This is a genomic window from Chryseobacterium sp. GW823-FHT05E08 (assembly GCF_058795655.1).
Genome location: NZ_JBXAHY010000003.1, coordinates 681,584 through 697,143 on the forward strand (window position 1 = coordinate 681,584; position 15,560 = coordinate 697,143).

23 protein-coding genes and 1 tRNA gene are annotated in these 15,560 nt (G+C 34.4%); 19 read left to right on the forward strand and 5 right to left on the reverse strand.

Going from position 1 to position 15,560, the window contains the following annotated elements:
* Position 1 precedes the first annotated feature (1 nt).
* Together AC1Q7L_RS13610 and AC1Q7L_RS13615 are read left to right on the forward strand one after the other, a co-directional pair.
* Positions 2-316 carry a hypothetical protein gene (locus tag AC1Q7L_RS13610; RefSeq protein ID WP_492306401.1) on the forward strand — a complete coding sequence of 105 codons (315 nt, stop codon included), beginning with the start codon at positions 2-4 and terminating at the stop codon, positions 314-316.
* Positions 307-585, forward strand: coding sequence for a hypothetical protein (locus AC1Q7L_RS13615; protein ID WP_492306402.1), 279 nt, complete (start codon positions 307-309; stop codon positions 583-585). Before AC1Q7L_RS13610 ends, AC1Q7L_RS13615 begins: the two co-directional genes overlap by 10 nt.
* Positions 586-592: 7 nt before the next feature.
* On the opposite strand, the gene AC1Q7L_RS13620 is transcribed toward AC1Q7L_RS13615, so the two are convergent.
* A complete protein-coding gene (locus AC1Q7L_RS13620) occupies positions 593-901 on the reverse strand; it encodes a hypothetical protein (RefSeq protein WP_492306403.1) in 309 nt (102 codons plus the stop codon).
* Between the two features lie 184 nt (positions 902-1,085).
* Entirely contained in the window at positions 1,086-1,271 is a 186-nt protein-coding gene (locus tag AC1Q7L_RS13625) for a hypothetical protein (protein WP_492306404.1), read from the reverse strand.
* Between the two features lie 222 nt (positions 1,272-1,493).
* On the opposite strand from AC1Q7L_RS13625, the gene AC1Q7L_RS13630 reads away from it, so the two are divergent.
* From AC1Q7L_RS13630 to AC1Q7L_RS13705, 16 genes are all read left to right on the forward strand, one after another.
* Positions 1,494-2,702 (forward strand): ATP-dependent Clp protease proteolytic subunit, encoded by a 1,209-nt coding sequence (locus AC1Q7L_RS13630; RefSeq protein WP_492306405.1) that lies wholly within the window; start codon positions 1,494-1,496, stop codon positions 2,700-2,702.
* 3 nt (positions 2,703-2,705) lie between these two features.
* Positions 2,706-3,806 (forward strand): hypothetical protein, encoded by a 1,101-nt coding sequence (locus AC1Q7L_RS13635; RefSeq protein WP_492306406.1) that lies wholly within the window; start codon positions 2,706-2,708, stop codon positions 3,804-3,806.
* Positions 3,807-3,821: 15 nt separating this feature from the next.
* Complete coding sequence (locus AC1Q7L_RS13640; protein ID WP_492306407.1) at positions 3,822-4,412, forward strand: hypothetical protein; 591 nt, start codon at positions 3,822-3,824, stop codon at positions 4,410-4,412.
* Positions 4,412-5,095 carry a hypothetical protein gene (locus AC1Q7L_RS13645; protein WP_492306408.1) on the forward strand — a complete coding sequence of 228 codons (684 nt, stop codon included), beginning with the start codon at positions 4,412-4,414 and terminating at the stop codon, positions 5,093-5,095. Before AC1Q7L_RS13640 ends, AC1Q7L_RS13645 begins: the two co-directional genes overlap by 1 nt.
* A gap of 14 nt (positions 5,096-5,109) precedes the next feature.
* Positions 5,110-6,534: a hypothetical protein gene (locus tag AC1Q7L_RS13650; RefSeq protein WP_492306409.1), complete on the forward strand. Its 1,425-nt coding sequence runs from the start codon at positions 5,110-5,112 to the stop codon at positions 6,532-6,534.
* A complete protein-coding gene (locus tag AC1Q7L_RS13655; protein ID WP_492306410.1) occupies positions 6,521-7,117 on the forward strand; it encodes a DUF6712 family protein in 597 nt (198 codons plus the stop codon). The genes AC1Q7L_RS13650 and AC1Q7L_RS13655 overlap by 14 nt, the downstream gene beginning before the upstream one ends.
* The gene (locus AC1Q7L_RS13660; RefSeq protein WP_492306411.1) at positions 7,114-7,410 is read left to right on the forward strand and encodes a hypothetical protein; all 297 of its coding nucleotides are present in this window, start codon (positions 7,114-7,116) and stop codon (positions 7,408-7,410) included. Before AC1Q7L_RS13655 ends, AC1Q7L_RS13660 begins: the two co-directional genes overlap by 4 nt.
* Complete coding sequence (locus AC1Q7L_RS13665) at positions 7,410-9,035, forward strand: hypothetical protein (protein WP_492306412.1); 1,626 nt, start codon at positions 7,410-7,412, stop codon at positions 9,033-9,035. Before AC1Q7L_RS13660 ends, AC1Q7L_RS13665 begins: the two co-directional genes overlap by 1 nt.
* A 10-nt stretch (positions 9,036-9,045) precedes the next feature.
* The gene (locus AC1Q7L_RS13670) at positions 9,046-9,516 is read left to right on the forward strand and encodes a hypothetical protein (RefSeq protein ID WP_492306413.1); all 471 of its coding nucleotides are present in this window, start codon (positions 9,046-9,048) and stop codon (positions 9,514-9,516) included.
* A gap of 36 nt (positions 9,517-9,552) precedes the next feature.
* Positions 9,553-9,954, forward strand: coding sequence for a hypothetical protein (locus tag AC1Q7L_RS13675; RefSeq protein ID WP_492306414.1), 402 nt, complete (start codon positions 9,553-9,555; stop codon positions 9,952-9,954).
* The gene (locus tag AC1Q7L_RS13680; RefSeq protein WP_492306415.1) at positions 9,951-10,364 is read left to right on the forward strand and encodes a hypothetical protein; all 414 of its coding nucleotides are present in this window, start codon (positions 9,951-9,953) and stop codon (positions 10,362-10,364) included. Before AC1Q7L_RS13675 ends, AC1Q7L_RS13680 begins: the two co-directional genes overlap by 4 nt.
* A complete protein-coding gene (locus AC1Q7L_RS13685) occupies positions 10,327-10,959 on the forward strand; it encodes a hypothetical protein (RefSeq protein WP_492306416.1) in 633 nt (210 codons plus the stop codon). The genes AC1Q7L_RS13680 and AC1Q7L_RS13685 overlap by 38 nt, the downstream gene beginning before the upstream one ends.
* The gene (locus AC1Q7L_RS13690; RefSeq protein ID WP_492306417.1) at positions 10,956-11,495 is read left to right on the forward strand and encodes an N-acetylmuramoyl-L-alanine amidase; all 540 of its coding nucleotides are present in this window, start codon (positions 10,956-10,958) and stop codon (positions 11,493-11,495) included. Before AC1Q7L_RS13685 ends, AC1Q7L_RS13690 begins: the two co-directional genes overlap by 4 nt.
* Positions 11,496-11,799: 304 nt before the next feature.
* Positions 11,800-12,030: a hypothetical protein gene (locus AC1Q7L_RS13695; protein WP_492306418.1), complete on the forward strand. Its 231-nt coding sequence runs from the start codon at positions 11,800-11,802 to the stop codon at positions 12,028-12,030.
* 38 nt (positions 12,031-12,068) lie between these two features.
* Positions 12,069-12,842 (forward strand): GLPGLI family protein, encoded by a 774-nt coding sequence (locus AC1Q7L_RS13700; RefSeq protein WP_492306419.1) that lies wholly within the window; start codon positions 12,069-12,071, stop codon positions 12,840-12,842.
* Between the two features lie 24 nt (positions 12,843-12,866).
* Positions 12,867-13,157, forward strand: a complete 291-nt coding sequence (locus tag AC1Q7L_RS13705) for a hypothetical protein (protein WP_492306420.1) — start codon at positions 12,867-12,869, stop codon at positions 13,155-13,157.
* Positions 13,158-13,230: 73 nt separating this feature from the next.
* Here the strand turns inward: AC1Q7L_RS13705 and AC1Q7L_RS13710 are convergent, their stop codons facing one another.
* The 3 genes from AC1Q7L_RS13710 to mce form a co-directional block, all read right to left on the reverse strand.
* Positions 13,231-14,253 (reverse strand): tyrosine-type recombinase/integrase, encoded by a 1,023-nt coding sequence (locus AC1Q7L_RS13710; RefSeq protein ID WP_492306421.1) that lies wholly within the window; start codon positions 14,251-14,253, stop codon positions 13,231-13,233.
* A 320-nt stretch (positions 14,254-14,573) separates the two neighbouring features.
* Positions 14,574-14,647, reverse strand: a tRNA-Ile gene (locus AC1Q7L_RS13715).
* 62 nt (positions 14,648-14,709) lie between these two features.
* Positions 14,710-15,108, reverse strand: coding sequence for a methylmalonyl-CoA epimerase (gene mce, locus AC1Q7L_RS13720; protein ID WP_492306422.1), 399 nt, complete (start codon positions 15,106-15,108; stop codon positions 14,710-14,712).
* A gap of 92 nt (positions 15,109-15,200) precedes the next feature.
* Between mce and rbfA the strand changes: the two genes are divergently transcribed.
* Positions 15,201-15,560, forward strand: coding sequence for a 30S ribosome-binding factor RbfA (gene rbfA, locus AC1Q7L_RS13725; RefSeq protein WP_066752154.1), 360 nt, complete (start codon positions 15,201-15,203; stop codon positions 15,558-15,560).

Below are 15,560 nucleotides of genomic sequence, written 5' to 3' on the forward strand. Positions count from 1 at the left end.
CATGTGGGAAAAAATAAAAAGATACCAAGAGAATTTGAAAAATGAATCGGACCCTGATGTTGCACGAGATATAAAAGCGATCATTTCAGGAATGACAAATTTTTTCACTCGTTCCGGTAAAGCAAAAAAAATTGCTGAAGAAAGATTGAAAAATCATTGTTCAGGATGTGCATATTTTATTACTGATCCGGTAGAATCGGAAAAAGTGAATGATAAAGAGATTCCGGAACTATCTGGAAAGATGTGTTCTTTATGCGGATGTACCTCATCATATAAATTAAGACAATCAATAAAAACTTGTGAATTTTGGAAATAGAAAAAAAACTTTGTGTTAAAGATGTGATTTCAAGCAATCTTGAAGTTTTCTTTAAACTTGATTTAATTGGTGTTAAGTCAATCAGTTCTGCTATTGACTTAATGCACGTTTTTAATGTCTATCAGGAATACAAATGGATTGACAGTAAAAAGGAACGAAAGGAAGTAACCGCTTCACGGTGTAAAGTTTCAGTTGGATTTGTAGAAAAAGCAATTTACCTAATGAGCCAAAATTTAGATACCGATAAAAAAAATCCTACGTTTCAGTAGGATTTTATTATTGGCATGATACTCTGTTTTCGTACTCTACATTTGTATAGGTGTTAGTTCCTGAATTTATCCAATTATCTGATACACCCTTACCCGCAACCTCTCCATTTCGACTACAATCATCTGTATTAATGTTTTCGGGATTTCCTTTTTTCTCCCATTCAGTTGTTGAAACTGGAGGCGTTTCTAATCCGGTTCCGATTGTTCTAACAACCTTTCTTTCATAACGCTGTTGAGAACAATTACAATCTTTGTCATTATTTCCGCCGCAACCAATTAGTAATAATCCACCAAAAAGAATAAAAACTTTTTTCATTATTTAATATTTTTCAAACTGTCTAATAAAATTTTATTTTCCAAACTATCCTTTTCCTTGAAAAGTCTTTTGATAGTCTTGTTTTGTAACATGGTATCTGTTTTTAAATTTTCATTTTCTTTTTTTATAGTTTCATATTTTGAACATGAAAAAAATAAAAATAATGAAAGCAGTATCAATATTTTCATAACCCCCTAATACCGTGTTTTATTAATTTTTTATACAAATGGTATTCTTTCATTCTGTATTCATCATATCCCTCTTTTTCAAGAGCCATTTCACCCTTCATTTTACACCATTCAAGATACTCATTATACTCATTATCATCTTTCAGCTTTTTCTCATGATCTGCAATGTATTTATTTTCCAAAACCTCTTGTTTTTTGGGCTGAAAAATGAATTTCAATATCAGAAATCCGCCGATAAAGATCAAAACCAATGGTATAAACATATTCCAATACTTATAAAATCGTAAGTAAACCCCGAAAACGTCCTATTAATGGCACATTGACAACCTTCACTCACTTATGATGTATCGACAAAATTAGCCTTTTTTATTCAAATATTTGTGTTAGAGGAAGTTAAAATTTCAATGAGACACGAAATTTACATTTATGGTGATATAGTCCCGTTTAAGTGGCTAAATGATGGTAGCGAGTATGATTTAAAAGACTTGCGCGATTCGTTGAACTCTTTAACCATTAAAGAGGGTGACGAATTAACGGTAAACATCCACACTTTCGGCGGCGATACCACAACAGCATTCGCAATGTATAATCTTTTGAAAAGGTTCAAAAAGGAAAATAACATTTCCATTAGAACCCGTGTAGATGGTTATTGCGCTTCATCTGGTGTTATCATTCTTTTAGCAGGTGATCGAGACAAGAGGGTTGGAAGCAAATATCTAAAGCCATTTGTTCATAACGCTTGGTCCTGGATGCTTTCAGGAGATAAAAAAGAGGCTAAAAAAATATTTGAGGAACTGGATATTGTTGACAACGAAATTGCCGAACTGTATTCCGAGGAAACCACAATTACAAAAGACCTCGCCCTTCAGTTCATGAATGAAAGCAGGGATTTAACAGTAGATGAATGTATTGAACATGGTTTTTATACTGAGCTTGAAAATGTTCATGTTGTTGAAAACTCTTTGATTTTCAATTCTATCATTTCCCGAAATCAACAAAATCGAAAAATAAATCAAAACAATATGTCTGATAAAAACAAACAAAGTGCCTGGAATAAGCTCGTGAAAGAAGCAGAGGCTTTTTTCAAAGGCACAGGCACAAAAAACAAAATTGTCTTTACTGCTGATAACTCTCAACTTGACTTTTATGAGTTAAGCGATGATGAAACCCCAAAAGCAAAAGACGGGGACACACCTGGAGACAAAGCAAAGTTTGACGGTAAACCTGCCGGGGAAAGTAACAGCGGTGAATATGTAATGCCTTCCGGGGAAACTTACAAATTTGACGGTGAAGAACTGATTGAAATTGTCGCTAAAACAGAAGATAAGTCGGATGACTTACAAGCGGAAAATCAAAAACTAACCGAGGAAGTTCAAAATCTGAAAACTCAAATCGCAAACCTTAAAACCTCAAACAAGGAAAAGGACGGCAAGATCACGACTTTGAACAACCAACTTTCGCAATCTAAAACCCTCATTAAAAACTTTCAAAACTTAGGAAGTGCGTTTGATGATGATGACGAGGAAGACAAGCGTGAACCCAAAACAAAACCAGAGGAAAAAGGAAAATCAAGAGTTTCCAACGCCTTAAACAAATTCAAAAAAGAAAAATAAGATATGGCAGTTACAACAAATTATAACGAGGCGGTTGTTGAGTTGGTTGAATCATTCGACAATGCCGATTTGTTAGAGTTCAGCAAATCAATTGTAAATGACATTACAGTTGATAATGAAATCGAGAAAGAAAAGGAAGTCATCTATGGTGTGAAAAACGGCGATGTCGTTCCGATCATTGAAAAAAATGATGATTATACCATGTTCCCAACGGCGGAAGAAACCACTTGTGGAACAGAGGAATGTGATTTGAATGTTAATTTTTCCGGGGAAATTTGGGATTTGGCATTAATTAAATGTAAGGTTCCAATCTGTTTGAATGCCTTTGATAAACATTTCTTGAGATTTTTCAACACTTACAGAAAGTTTGACGACAATCCGGACATGGATCAGTTGTTACTTCAGTATTTGGGCGAACAGTTCAAACAAGGTTTGGAAAATGCAAAATGGAGACGTGCATATTTTGCGGACAACGCTTCAGTTTCAACACTACTAAACAAGGCGAACGGGTTCTTTATTAAAGCTGATGCGGGTACGGTTGTAGGTGAAACAAAAGTTGAGATTGCTAAAAATGCAGGGGCAAACCCGGCAGCTCAAAGAATGACAGGGGAAGAAGTTTACAACTTGTTGGGTGATATGTATGACCTGGCAAATATGCACACCTGGTTTGATGCCTCTAAATTCATGTTTGAAGTTACCTGGCAGATGGCAAATGCTTATGCCTCATGGTTGAATAAATTAGGACACAATGCACCTGCAAACTGTCAATGTATTTCAGCCGAAGGCGTTGTTAAGGCAAATGTTTATACAATGGAAAACCTTTATTACAATGGTGTTCCTGTAAAACCAAGAATTGCATTTGATAGGGTTATTGAACAAATCCCTGAATTAAACGGGAATAATGTTCCGAACGCCCCAAGAGTGGACCCAAATAGAGCGATTCTCGCTAAAAACGAAAATATGCTTGTTGGTTCAACTGATGAAACGCAATTGACATTCTTCAAAATGTGGCATAATGAGGATGACGAAAAGATTTATATGAGAGGTGGTTCATATATCGGGGCTTCATTCCCAAAAGTGAACGAAATCATTTACGCTAACTAAAAAATCAATTACAAAATGGCAAATAATTCAATATGTTCAGAATTGACAGGCGCAATTGATAAAAGTTGCGTGCGAAATTTTCCGAAAAAATATTTTCAGGAGGCTGTTATTATCAACCTAAATGATATTGATAAGGTAAATTCAGTTGTTGGAAATATTGCCGGGTCCACTTGCGATTACACTGTTCAAATGATTTTAAAATCCCTTAAAAAAGGGGTTCAGGTAAAATTGCCGGAAACAGGAAACGCAATCAAGGGGTTCACCGCAAAATCAAAAACCGACAACGGATTTGTTCAATACTTGCACCAGGTCCAAATTCTTATGATTGGGGCGGATGAAGAAACAAAATGTCAAATGGATAAACTCGATCACGGTCGTTATGCGGTTGCAGTACAATTGACAGACGGAACGGTTGAAATTTACGGTTGGGAAAACGGTTTATCTACCGGGGATTACACCTATGACATTGCTGAAGGTGGTGGTGGCAGCTTGATTGTTCTGCAATCAGACGAAAACGCGCAAGAATCAATGTTACCATTGGTTTACAAACCGCAAACGGGCGGCGATGCCAATGCAGACTTTAACGAGCAATTCGAGGCTGCATAATGACGGCGAAAGAAATTATAAATATTGGTCCGGGTGGGGTTAGAAACAACTCCACCTATATGACCGAATACGAAAGATTGTTTAAGGAACAATTTGGATATAAACCCGAATGTCCTACCTGCGGAAGCGTGAAAGATTGGAATATTTTCAAGGCGTTTGCAAACGGTGATACATTCACAAAACCACAAATCATTATGTCAAACAAAACATTCGAGCTAATCAATAACGCAATAATTTACTCATACGATTTTGAGGATAAAAAATTAAAAAGACTTGTCCGAAAAAGAGTTTACGGGAACCTAATGACAGACCAATTCGCAGAAGAGTATCTCACGATCGGAACCGATGAAGAAATCGCAAAACGCAAAAAGCAATTCCGTGTACTTCCGGCAAAGTTTAGAGAAAATTCAGATACGGCGAAAGATGCCAATGATCCTGCATATCCTGGAAAACTTGCGGACATGAAAACATTTGCAAGTGAAAAAGGTTATCCGGAAGAAGAATACAAAGACATCACCAAGAAAGCCGACATGGTTGTTTATTTAGATGCGAAAGCACTTGAAACAACAAATACTATCACCGATGCCGACAAAGGCGAAAATGATGGCGCAAAAGACCCCGTAATTGATAATGCAAAAGATCAGAATTCAGATACGGCGAAAGATGGAATTGTAGAACAATAAAAAATTTGTCATAGATGTCTGGATCTGACAACATAAAGAAAAAAAAATCCCTACGTGCTACGAATATCGAATTGCAAAGTAGGGATATTTCTGTTACTAAAGATGATAAAAAAATATATCTAAGGGATTTCGACAATGATTATCCTTTAAGGATTGAAAATATTATCAACAACTCCCCTACCGGAAAAAGATCATCGAGAATGATGGCGAAATTCATTTTCGGTAAAGGTGTAGCGGAAAATAAAGACCTTATTGTTAATAGAAAAGGGCAAACACTGAACAATGTTGCCCGAATCGCTGCAAGTTCTATTTCTAAACAATACGGTGCATTCTTTTTTACGTCCTGGACTGTTGATATTGACGAACAATTGAATGAATTACAACCGACTTTAAAACCAACCGATCTGAAAGTTTTGGATTACGTGCCAATGGCAAAATCTAAATCAGATGATGACGGTTTTCCCGGTAAATATTATCAATTAAAACAGGATTCAAAAGGAAAATTTCAACGTGTTGACGACAAAACAAAATGGTTTTATCCATTTAATAATGATCCTAAAGTAATCATTCAGCAGATGAAAAAGGATTGCGAATTAAAAGGTATTAAGGAGCCAACAACACAGGATCTTTTAAGAAATTACAGAGGTCAAGTTTTTTATCTCAATCTTACTCCAGAATATCATTATGCTTTGCCGCCCTGGGATGTTGTTTATAATGATATGGATTCGGAATATAGAATATCTACTTACACAAACCTACAATCCCGAAACGGGTGGTTAGGTAAGACGTTTATCAAAAAGATCGGCGGCGATGAAGAAGAAGATAAGGCATTTGATGAAACTCTGAAAAAAAATATGGGTGCTGAAAATTCAACCGATATGTTTGTAATCAACTATTCTGAAGATATTGAGGATGTAAACAAAGTGTTTGTTGTCGATCAGCTCAAGCCACAATATGATGACAAACTTTTTGACAGTACTAAAAAGACTTTGAAACAAAACATTTCCGGGAACTTTAATAATATTCCGGAATCAATGGTTTATGCAAGTGAAACCGCTTTGTTTGGTCCGAATTCTGACACCTTCACGGAAATGAAAGAATTTTATTGGGAACAGAACGAAGATGAAAGAACAGAACTTGAAACTACATTATCAATGTTAACCGGGTTGACTGTTTCATTTGTTCCAATTGTTGAGGAAAAAAAGACCGATGAAAACGTTAGCGAAGATGAAAAACTAAGAAAACAATCTCAAGCAGCATTAAAAGGAAGTGTTGGAGGTGTTACCGCTTTGTTAGAAATCCAAAAATCAGTTGCAGCCAAAACAACCGACATTAATTCGGCGGTTGAAATCATCAAGGAAATTTTTGGAATTCCTGAAGAAACAGCACGCAGGATGCTTGGAACCCCAGAAAAAATTGACGGAAATGAATTGCAGTAATCAAACAAATTATATCACGGCAACTGATTTTGAATGTATCGGTCAAGTTGCACAGCATTGTAGTTTACCAAAATTGTGTGTTGCAATTGAGGAAGCAAAGACATTTGATATTATACCGCTTTTCTGTTTTGAGTTTGTTTATGATGTTCTGGAAAATTGGAATCTCAACGAAACAGATTTAAACTATGACAGTTATCAAAAAATAATTTGTGGTGGAACATATACCGATTGCGGCGGAAAATTAAAACAAAATCTTGGTTTAAAAAGAGTTTGGATTTATTACGCATACGCCCGGTATTTATTAGTAAATCAGTTCAATGATACAGCGAACGGAACAGTGAGAAAACAAAATGACTTTTCTTCTTTTACCGACATGAAAGATATTCGGGCATTGTCCGACAAATATCGAAATATGGGATTGGAAGCGTTTGAAAGTCTTCAAAGCTACTTATGTGCAAACAAAAACTTATATCCAAAATTCGATGATTGCAATTGTAAACTCAATTGCGGCTGTTCCGGATCTTGCTCATGTGGGAAAACCAAAAAATTGAAAGGAATTAGATTTTCAACAATAGGAAAATGAAAAATTTTAAGATTGTAACAAATACCCGGTTTACCGTTGATATTGATTTTTATAAGCGGACTTATTATGTGCTAAAAAAAAGCAACGGGAAAATTAAAATTTCAAGTGTCTTGGATGGGTCCGTTTTGTTTGACAATTTAATTCCTGAAGAAATTCTAATTAATGGCAATCCAATGACAAATATACAGGAATTGCAAGATGTAGTTTACAATAAAAGCTGCTATTGCGATCCCAACAACGATGATGATGATTATAAAATTTTTGATAAAACCTTTGATAAAACCTTTGAATAATGAGCGAACAAACAATTTCCGAAAAGTCTCTTGAAATCCGCCAGGAAACTCAAGAATTTGCAAATACAAGAGGAAGGGTTGCGAATGTTTTAGACGATATTAATGAGACAAAAGCCAATAAATCCGATGTGGCTCAAAGTCTTATTGACCAGAATCAGAATTTACAAAATCATATTAACGACAATAACAATCCCCACGGTGTTACTAAAGATCAAATTGGATTAGGTAACGTTGACAACACTTCAGATATAAATAAACCTGTTTCAACCGCAACCCAAACCGCAATTAATAATTTGGCAACCTCAACGAATACCGCATTGGGAAATAAGGTTGATAAAACAACGACTACGATCACGGCTCCAGATTCAACATTTAAGTACGCATACATCTTTGATGAAAACAATAATGTACGAAGGATGTTGGCGGGGGACCTGGGGAAAAATGTTGCTAATTCTGCATTGACATCGGTTGCAAATGCTGGGTTAACATTAGGTGCAAATTGGGCTATTAATACTTCCGGATTTTATTACTCAATTACAGGTTTAAGTGACGGATCGAATGATTCAACGGTGAATATGTTTTTGGGGCAAAATTCATCCGGAAGAGTTTTTAAAACAAATGGGAAATCTCTTTTTGTTGCATTGCCAACAATACTAACTGAAACTGAAAAAACGACTTGGAAAACTGCTATGAATGGAGGGTGGACCACTAACGCGATGAGTGTTGGTTTGATGTACCCGCCTATTATTCCCCAAGCTATTGACCCCAATAATATTACTTTCATGACATTAATAGGCTCAAATCTCAATTTGAATCCTACAAATTTCACTGTAAAAATCATCAATGCAGGAGGAAGTGTTGTTGAAACAATTAACAATTCAAAAGTTACTCTACTAAATGCGAATATGCTGAATTTTTCCTTTAATTCTCAAACTTATGCATTAGGGGATTACAGGGTTGTTTTATGGAATGGTGTGGCAGAATACACCACATCTGTAATATTTACAGTTATTGACCCAAGTTCAAGTGCTAATGTTGATATAAGTGGAAACACCTGGGCGCGAGTGACTGCCGGGGATTTGCCTTTCGATGCTGAATTGATAAGAACATCAAATGAAGTTGCTTTTTCAAGTGATGCCGATTTGTATGCGGCAGTAGGAAATAATTACAACGCTGTTGTAGTAGCATATTATTCCCAAGTTTATTTGAACAGCACCGATGATTTTGTAATTGAAGGGGATGTAACAAAAACAGGTCAAAATTATAATCCATTTGGTGGGTCCGTGGGTTTTGGTGTCACTCTATCAAATACAGATACATTGTCTTCTGAAAGAGCTTCAGGAGCTGCCGCAACATATAATAACGCCCCTATTGATGCAACATTTAGTGCCGGGAATAATAGTGTTGGTTTAGGTAACGGCGATACTATGCGTTTTATTATATCTAAAAGAGCAAATTATATCACAACAACTATATTTAAAAGCAACGGACAAACAAGTATAGGTGTAAGTGTGATTGACAATAATACACCTATTGATATACGGTTTAAAATATTTGCAACACATTTTCAATATACTCCCAATGCTACTTTCGATGTAAAAATTAATAGTATAAGAAAAATTTAATTAAACAGTTATGAACGATCACTTAAACATACCGATAGAAATTCAAACTATCATCAACAGTATTGAAAATGTTGATTTGAATTTTACTGAACTACCATTGCAGGAACACCCAAAGTTACCGCAATTCAACAGAACAATCAGGGTATTGAATATTGAAGCCAAATCAGAGCAACAATTTATTGTTTTTGTTTACGAGCAGGTTTTGAGAGACAAGGAAACGGGCGAAGAAATCAATATTAAGTTGCCGGCTCCTGAATGGATTGTTTATAAGGAAACTTGGTCCTATTTGAGAGGAACAAATAATTTACCAATTGAGCTTTCATTGAAAGATGACAAGACAAAAAAAGACCTTGTAAAAGTTTCAAGCTATAAATATATGATCTGGCTAATGAAAAATAATAAAATAGGCTTTCTTCAGTTAATTGAAACCTATTTAGATAGTTTCATAAAAGCAAAGCAAAAAGAATTAGATCAAATCTAATTTTGAATAATTATGATGTGAAAAAATAATTTGATTATGGAAACAGCCAAAGGACTTTTTGATTGGTTATACGGATTTGTTAGAAAGCCCTTTTCAGGTTGGGTTGCCTTGATCGGGGTTATTGTATATTTTTTCTTTTGGCTTATTCCGGAAAGGTATGAAAAAGGGTTTAATGATGCAGTAAAAATTGACAGTTTGACCGTTGCAAACCTCAACAAACAGTTGGATGAATTAAAAATTGAGAAAAAAAACCTCCAATCAAAAATTGATTCAACGGATTGTGCGGACCAGATGCAAAAAGCGATTGACCTGGTAAATCATTTTAAGGGTGAAATTGCTAAAAATAACCAACGAAAAATAAAAGACCTCGAAAAACAGAATGATTTTAATAAGGAACTTGAAAAATATGCCAACAACTTAGAAAAGAATGCACAATGAAAACTTTAATTTGTTTTTTAATCGGTTTCCTGGCTTTTTCACAGCCGATTAAAATTGATACAATAGGACTTTCGCCGGAAATTAAAGAAGCGGTGAGCGAAGTCGCAAGAGAAAAACAGAAATCTGAAATTTTAGATCAAAAACTAAAACAGGCAGAAAGCAGAACCGAGCAATTGAAAAAGAAAATTGAAAGTTTGGTTTTTAAAGCTATTCAGAAAGGCAAATATAAGATTGACAGCAACAATGTTGTCATAAAGTATGCAAATGATAAAACGGCATTAAAACCTAATACAAGGCTAATTTATTGGGAGGAAATTCACCGTAAATGGATTGGCAGGTTTTTAAACAAAAATGATTTTAAAATACGGATTTATGAATATCAAAATGGTGAAAAGGTTTATTTGGATTAGCTTGGTTGTTTTGTTTTTTTCCTGTTCATCAAGAAAGACAAACACAAACATTCAGAGCGAAGAAAACCGTTCAAAAATAGAACAAACCCAAACGGGTGAAACCAATGTTCATATTAAAAGAACAGAGGTTGAAAACGAACGAAAAGAGGTTTCAAAATTAGGTTTATCAATAAAAAATAATCCTAATGTTTTACCTGGAGTAAATCCAAATACACAACCTCAACAAAATTCCGGCGATTGCCCAAAGGTAAGAAATGTTACTTATCGTGATAAGGACGGAAATGAGGCAATTATACCAATCAATGAAAATTCTGAAATCAATTTGAATACCGAAACGACCACCGAAATAAAACTCAAGAAAACCGAACAGGAACTTTCAGAACAAACCAAAATAAATAAAACCCTGAAAAGAGAAAATGAGGAACTGAAAAAAACAAAAACAAAAGATTCCGAACGTTCCGGAATTTCATTCGGTTCTATAATTTGGATTATTATTTGTTCAGCGATCGGCGGAATTATTACCTGGTCTTTAATTAAAAAATTCATTCCTGCATGGTTTAACGCTATTGTAAAACAATTAAATAAAAAAAGATGATTTTTATTTCAGCAGGACATCACAACACGGACCCCGGAGCGGTCGCCAATGGTTACATTGAAAGAGACTTAACAAAAGATGCTCGAAACGTAATCATTCCAAATTTAGATTTAAAAAACGTAATTCAGGACAAAGATTTTGAAACGAATTCACAGTATCAAAGCAGAATTAAACCCGGCAGTGGATCAGTTGTTTTTGATATTCATTTTAATTCAGGAAACCCGACAGCCGGGGGGACCGAATGTTATGTAAATCAAAAGGATTTCGCAGATAAGAATTCTTTATCTTATAAAATGGCTGATGAAATAAGCAAAGCCACCTCCAGAATATTAGGCATTCGCAATCGAGGTGTAAAACCAGATAACGCAAGCCAACATTCAAGAATTGGCGTTTTAAATTTGGGATCTGGCATTTCGGTTTTGTGGGAAATCTGTTTTATTTCCTCCGTGATCGATATGCAAAACTACATTCCAAAAAAAAGTGAACTTTTAAAAGAGGTTGCCGTAATATTGAAAAAATATGATGCTTTAAAATAAAACTGAATGTTTAACCAATTATGGCAAATTCGCCGTAATTAAAAAAAATGAGATGTGTTTTATCTATTCCCGGACGAGTTCCGGGATTTTTTAAATAAAATAGTTGGTCAAAATTGCGATCATTCCAATTAAACAAATCCACGATGTAATTCCAATGATTCTTAATTCCCTGTCATTGCTTTTAAATAACATACAGTCACAAATAAAATCTTTCATGTTTTTTCTGTAAAAGTATGAGAATAAAACAGCGTTTAGATATGGTTTTCCGTAATGAAAAAATAATTATCTGAAGCAATTTTGCAGCATGGAAAATATAGATGATTTAATAATTGGTTATCTGAAAGACGGGCTTTCACAAAAGCAGATAGCCGCGAAATTACAGGACTTGAATATTAAACCTAATAGTTTGAGTTCTCTTGAGAAAAAATTAAAAACATTAAGAGAAATTTATGAAGCTAATACAATGTTTCATTTGGCTTGTATTTTACATAATAAAAAAGTTTTGACACTTACGGAATCCCGTAATGGTGAATAAGTTTTATATTGTATATTGCGTCATAATTGAAATTTACAATGAAAAAGATTTTATATTCATTTTTATTATTTCCCGGTTTTATTTTATTATCCGCCCAAAACAATAAAGCAGTAATGGAGGTTAATTATGAAACGAAAATGATTTCTGATAGTCTAAACAGGGATAAGGTAAATATTTACGCCTCTACTTTATTATGTAATAATTTGGAATCTGTTTATTTCAGTCGAGAGGCAAAAGCATTTTACAACGGAACATCAAAAGAAACGATAAGCACAAGTGCGGGTGCAATTCCTAAATACCCGAAATCGGTTGGAAGTGTTTATAAAACAAACGAAAATTTATTTGTGTCGCTTCCGGTTGGAAAATACATATTTACTTATGAGGAACCAAAATTGCAATGGGAAATTTTAAAGGATACAAAGGATATAAAAGGCTTTAAAACCCGATTAGCCAAAGCAACAACCGACACGGGTGATATTTATTTTGCCTGGTTTACAAATGACATTACAATTCCTGATGGACCATTTCGATTTAAAGGTCTTTCCGGCTTGGTGCTTGAAGTCTATAATAAAAATAAGACAATAGAAATCTACGCAACTGATATTAAAAAATCCGATGAATTAATTGAACCGTTAAATTACGGAAACGATGTAAAAACAAAATCTAAGCAACAGTTTTTAGAGGCGAGAAAAAATTACACCGAAAACCCGTCAATGTATAATGGCAATTTAAAAGTTGTTGATTCTAACGGAAATGACAGAACAAAAACCATGTCTGATCGGTTGAAAAAAATGAACACATTTCTTGATTAAACTTTAATTTTAAATATTTCGACTATGAAAAAATTACTTTTTGTGGGCGCATTAGCCCTTTCAACATTTACTTTTGCAAATACAAAAGATGAAGTAAAGCCAGAGGCAAAACAAGAAAAAACAACAGAGGTTAAGGAACTTACCCAGGAACAAAAAGAAGCGTTAGCTTTAATGTTTCAAACATGGTCAGTTGCTTATACTAATGCTTGCGGGACAACAAATACTGTTTTCTTTCAGTCAGACAACGCAGACGGAAGCCCGGCATTTATTAGAGAGTTAGCCTTCGCGGTGAATTCAACTTATGATATTTGTTAAACGTATTAAATTCAAAGAAAAAAAAGCACCTCATTTTGGGGTGCTTTTATTATTTACATTGATAAAATTAATTTTACTCTACCATTAAACCTTTCAGGTCTTTGTTTTTTCTTTTCGATTTTCCATGTGTATAAATACTCGTTGTATTTTCACTTTTATGATTTGCCATTCTTTGTGCCGGACTTTCGATATTTATAGTTTGTTTAGCACTCATTTCGTCCAAAATATCAAGGAATAAATGTTTGTGAGTATAAAAGTCTGCCGTTACCTTTAATATCTCATTCTTTTCGTTCTTTATATCATCGGAATCCTTAACGTGTCTTTTCCATCTTCTCGAAATTTGTTTAGGGCTGATTGAAATTTCTCCAGGAACTAACCCTTTTGAAAATAAATATTCATTTTCATCTTCGCATTCTGAAAGAACCTCTTTCCAAAATGGAACGGCTGCGGGTAAAATTACCTTTTTCACCCATTCTTTTTGCTTTCCCTTTTTTATCAATACTTCATATTCTTGATTTTTTAGATCAACGTGTTTTTTTTGCACTCTGAAAAGTTCAGTTGTTCGACCACCAGAATAAAAAAATATTTTTCCATAACGCCAAAATGTATAACATTTATCTTTAAGGTATTTATGAACAAAATATAAATCATCTTTTGTAAGGACTTCGCGAATTTTCTTTTCTTCAGCCTTTTTAATTATGTTGTCAACCGGATTATTTTCGCAACACCCATATTGAGTAAGTTCTTTAAATAAAGACTGCAAATGACTTCTTGAGTGATTAAAAACGCTATCCGTTAGTTCTAAGGCATCTAAAATTGTTTTGATGTGCCAGGTTCGGACCTCATTAATTAATAGATTTACAAACCCTAATTCGTCCCTTATTTGCTCTACTCTGTTTATACATCGCAATATCTCTTTTGCATATTCAGGCGACCATGCAGGGGCTAAATTTTTATGTGCTTTTTCAAGAGCTTTAATAAATGGCAAATACGGATGAAGTTTATTTGCCTTTTCAGTCATATATTCTTTCTCAATTGGATTGAAATTTTTCACATCCAACATTTCCTCCATAACCTCAATTTGCAATTGAGCCATTAATTTAAGTTCCTGAAGGTTTTCCCCGGAAAATTTTTTTCTGAATTGAAATCCGTCCGGATAATCTTCTTCGTGATTAGGATCGTAAAATCTACACGATACCATCCAATGTTTTGGAAACTTGGATCTACTTGTAAATGTTTTGTAATTCTTTGGACTTACAAAAACACTGGTTCTGGAACAACCGTTTAAGAGTTTTTTTCTTTCTTTTTTCATGATGTAGTAAAAGTTACCGTAAAAGTTCACTTTCGGACTTTTCTACTCATGCTAAAGCTGATTTAAAAACCCGGAAACCTATTGTGGTAAAGGTTTCCGGATAGTGGTCCCACCTGGGCTCGAACCAGGGACCACCTGATTATGAGTCAGGTGCTCTAACCAACTGAGCTATAGGACCTCAAAATTTGGTTAAATTTTGTGATTGCAAAAATAGTAAAATTTCTTTCACTACAAAACTTTTTATTGCTTTTCTTGGCAAAGTTCTACCAAGACTCCGTTTGTAGATTTAGGGTGAAGGAACACAACCAATTTATTATCAGCACCTTTTTTAGGTTCTTCTGAGATAAAAATAAATCCCTCTTTTTTTAATCTTTCTACCTCCTCAACGATATTTTCAACACCAAAAGCCAAATGGTGGATACCTTCTCCCTTTTTATCAATAAATTTTGAGATCGGACTTTCAGGATTACTGGCTTCCAGAAGCTCAATTTTACTTTCTCCAGTTTCATAAAAAGAAGTGACTACTCCTTCCCTTTCTACGGATTCTTTTTTGTAAGAATCCTTACCTAATAGTTTCGTAAACAGTTCATCAGAAATGCCCAAAGATTTCACCGCGATGCCAATATGTTCTAGCTTCATAAATAAAAATAAATATAATTAAGTCATAAATTTGATAATGGTATCAAATTTCAAATAGCAATTCAAACAAAAGTACTAAATTTGCACAACTTATGGAAAGTAACAGACAAAGAAAAGTAGCACAGATTATACAGGAAGATTTCGCAGAACTTTTCCGCAAACAGGCTGCAGAAAGCAAGCAAAGTTTTTTAGTATCCGTTTCGGATGTAAAAATAACTCCGGATTTGAGTATCGCTAAAATTTATTTAAGCATATTCCCTCAGGAATTCAGAACTTCTATCATGAAGGAAATTGAGGAAAACAAAACTCAGTACAGAAATTTTATCGGTCAGAAAATGGGTAAGCAAGTGAGAATCATTCCACAGCTTAATTTCTATTTGGATACTGCCCTTGATGATGTGGAAAAACTTGAAAAAGAATTAAGAGGCGAAGGCGACAATCCCGTTTTATAG

What these genes read in the sequence shown, in the direction of transcription:
- AC1Q7L_RS13635 (WP_492306406.1), top strand. Translation starts at nt 2,706, where the DNA reads ATGGCAGTTACAACAAATTATAACGAGGCGGTTGTTGAGTTGGTTGAA.
- AC1Q7L_RS13645 (WP_492306408.1), top strand. Translation starts at nt 4,412, where the DNA reads ATGACGGCGAAAGAAATTATAAATATTGGTCCGGGTGGGGTTAGAAAC.
- AC1Q7L_RS13710 (WP_492306421.1), bottom strand. Translation starts at nt 14,253, where the DNA reads ATGGCTCAATTGCAAATTGAGGTTATGGAGGAAATGTTGGATGTGAAA.
- AC1Q7L_RS13690 (WP_492306417.1), top strand. Translation starts at nt 10,956, where the DNA reads ATGATTTTTATTTCAGCAGGACATCACAACACGGACCCCGGAGCGGTC.
- AC1Q7L_RS13695 (WP_492306418.1), top strand. Translation starts at nt 11,800, where the DNA reads ATGGAAAATATAGATGATTTAATAATTGGTTATCTGAAAGACGGGCTT.
- AC1Q7L_RS13630 (WP_492306405.1), top strand. Translation starts at nt 1,494, where the DNA reads ATGAGACACGAAATTTACATTTATGGTGATATAGTCCCGTTTAAGTGG.
- AC1Q7L_RS13705 (WP_492306420.1), top strand. Translation starts at nt 12,867, where the DNA reads ATGAAAAAATTACTTTTTGTGGGCGCATTAGCCCTTTCAACATTTACT.
- AC1Q7L_RS13680 (WP_492306415.1), top strand. Translation starts at nt 9,951, where the DNA reads ATGAAAACTTTAATTTGTTTTTTAATCGGTTTCCTGGCTTTTTCACAG.
- AC1Q7L_RS13610 (WP_492306401.1), top strand. Translation starts at nt 2, where the DNA reads ATGTGGGAAAAAATAAAAAGATACCAAGAGAATTTGAAAAATGAATCG.
- AC1Q7L_RS13665 (WP_492306412.1), top strand. Translation starts at nt 7,410, where the DNA reads ATGAGCGAACAAACAATTTCCGAAAAGTCTCTTGAAATCCGCCAGGAA.
- AC1Q7L_RS13650 (WP_492306409.1), top strand. Translation starts at nt 5,110, where the DNA reads ATGTCTGGATCTGACAACATAAAGAAAAAAAAATCCCTACGTGCTACG.
- AC1Q7L_RS13640 (WP_492306407.1), top strand. Translation starts at nt 3,822, where the DNA reads ATGGCAAATAATTCAATATGTTCAGAATTGACAGGCGCAATTGATAAA.
- AC1Q7L_RS13655 (WP_492306410.1), top strand. Translation starts at nt 6,521, where the DNA reads ATGAATTGCAGTAATCAAACAAATTATATCACGGCAACTGATTTTGAA.
- AC1Q7L_RS13670 (WP_492306413.1), top strand. Translation starts at nt 9,046, where the DNA reads ATGAACGATCACTTAAACATACCGATAGAAATTCAAACTATCATCAAC.
- AC1Q7L_RS13700 (WP_492306419.1), top strand. Translation starts at nt 12,069, where the DNA reads ATGAAAAAGATTTTATATTCATTTTTATTATTTCCCGGTTTTATTTTA.
- AC1Q7L_RS13685 (WP_492306416.1), top strand. Translation starts at nt 10,327, where the DNA reads ATGAATATCAAAATGGTGAAAAGGTTTATTTGGATTAGCTTGGTTGTT.
- mce (WP_492306422.1), bottom strand. Translation starts at nt 15,108, where the DNA reads ATGAAGCTAGAACATATTGGCATCGCGGTGAAATCTTTGGGCATTTCT.
- AC1Q7L_RS13660 (WP_492306411.1), top strand. Translation starts at nt 7,114, where the DNA reads ATGAAAAATTTTAAGATTGTAACAAATACCCGGTTTACCGTTGATATT.
- rbfA (WP_066752154.1), top strand. Translation starts at nt 15,201, where the DNA reads ATGGAAAGTAACAGACAAAGAAAAGTAGCACAGATTATACAGGAAGAT.
- AC1Q7L_RS13675 (WP_492306414.1), top strand. Translation starts at nt 9,553, where the DNA reads ATGGAAACAGCCAAAGGACTTTTTGATTGGTTATACGGATTTGTTAGA.
- AC1Q7L_RS13620 (WP_492306403.1), bottom strand. Translation starts at nt 901, where the DNA reads ATGAAAAAAGTTTTTATTCTTTTTGGTGGATTATTACTAATTGGTTGC.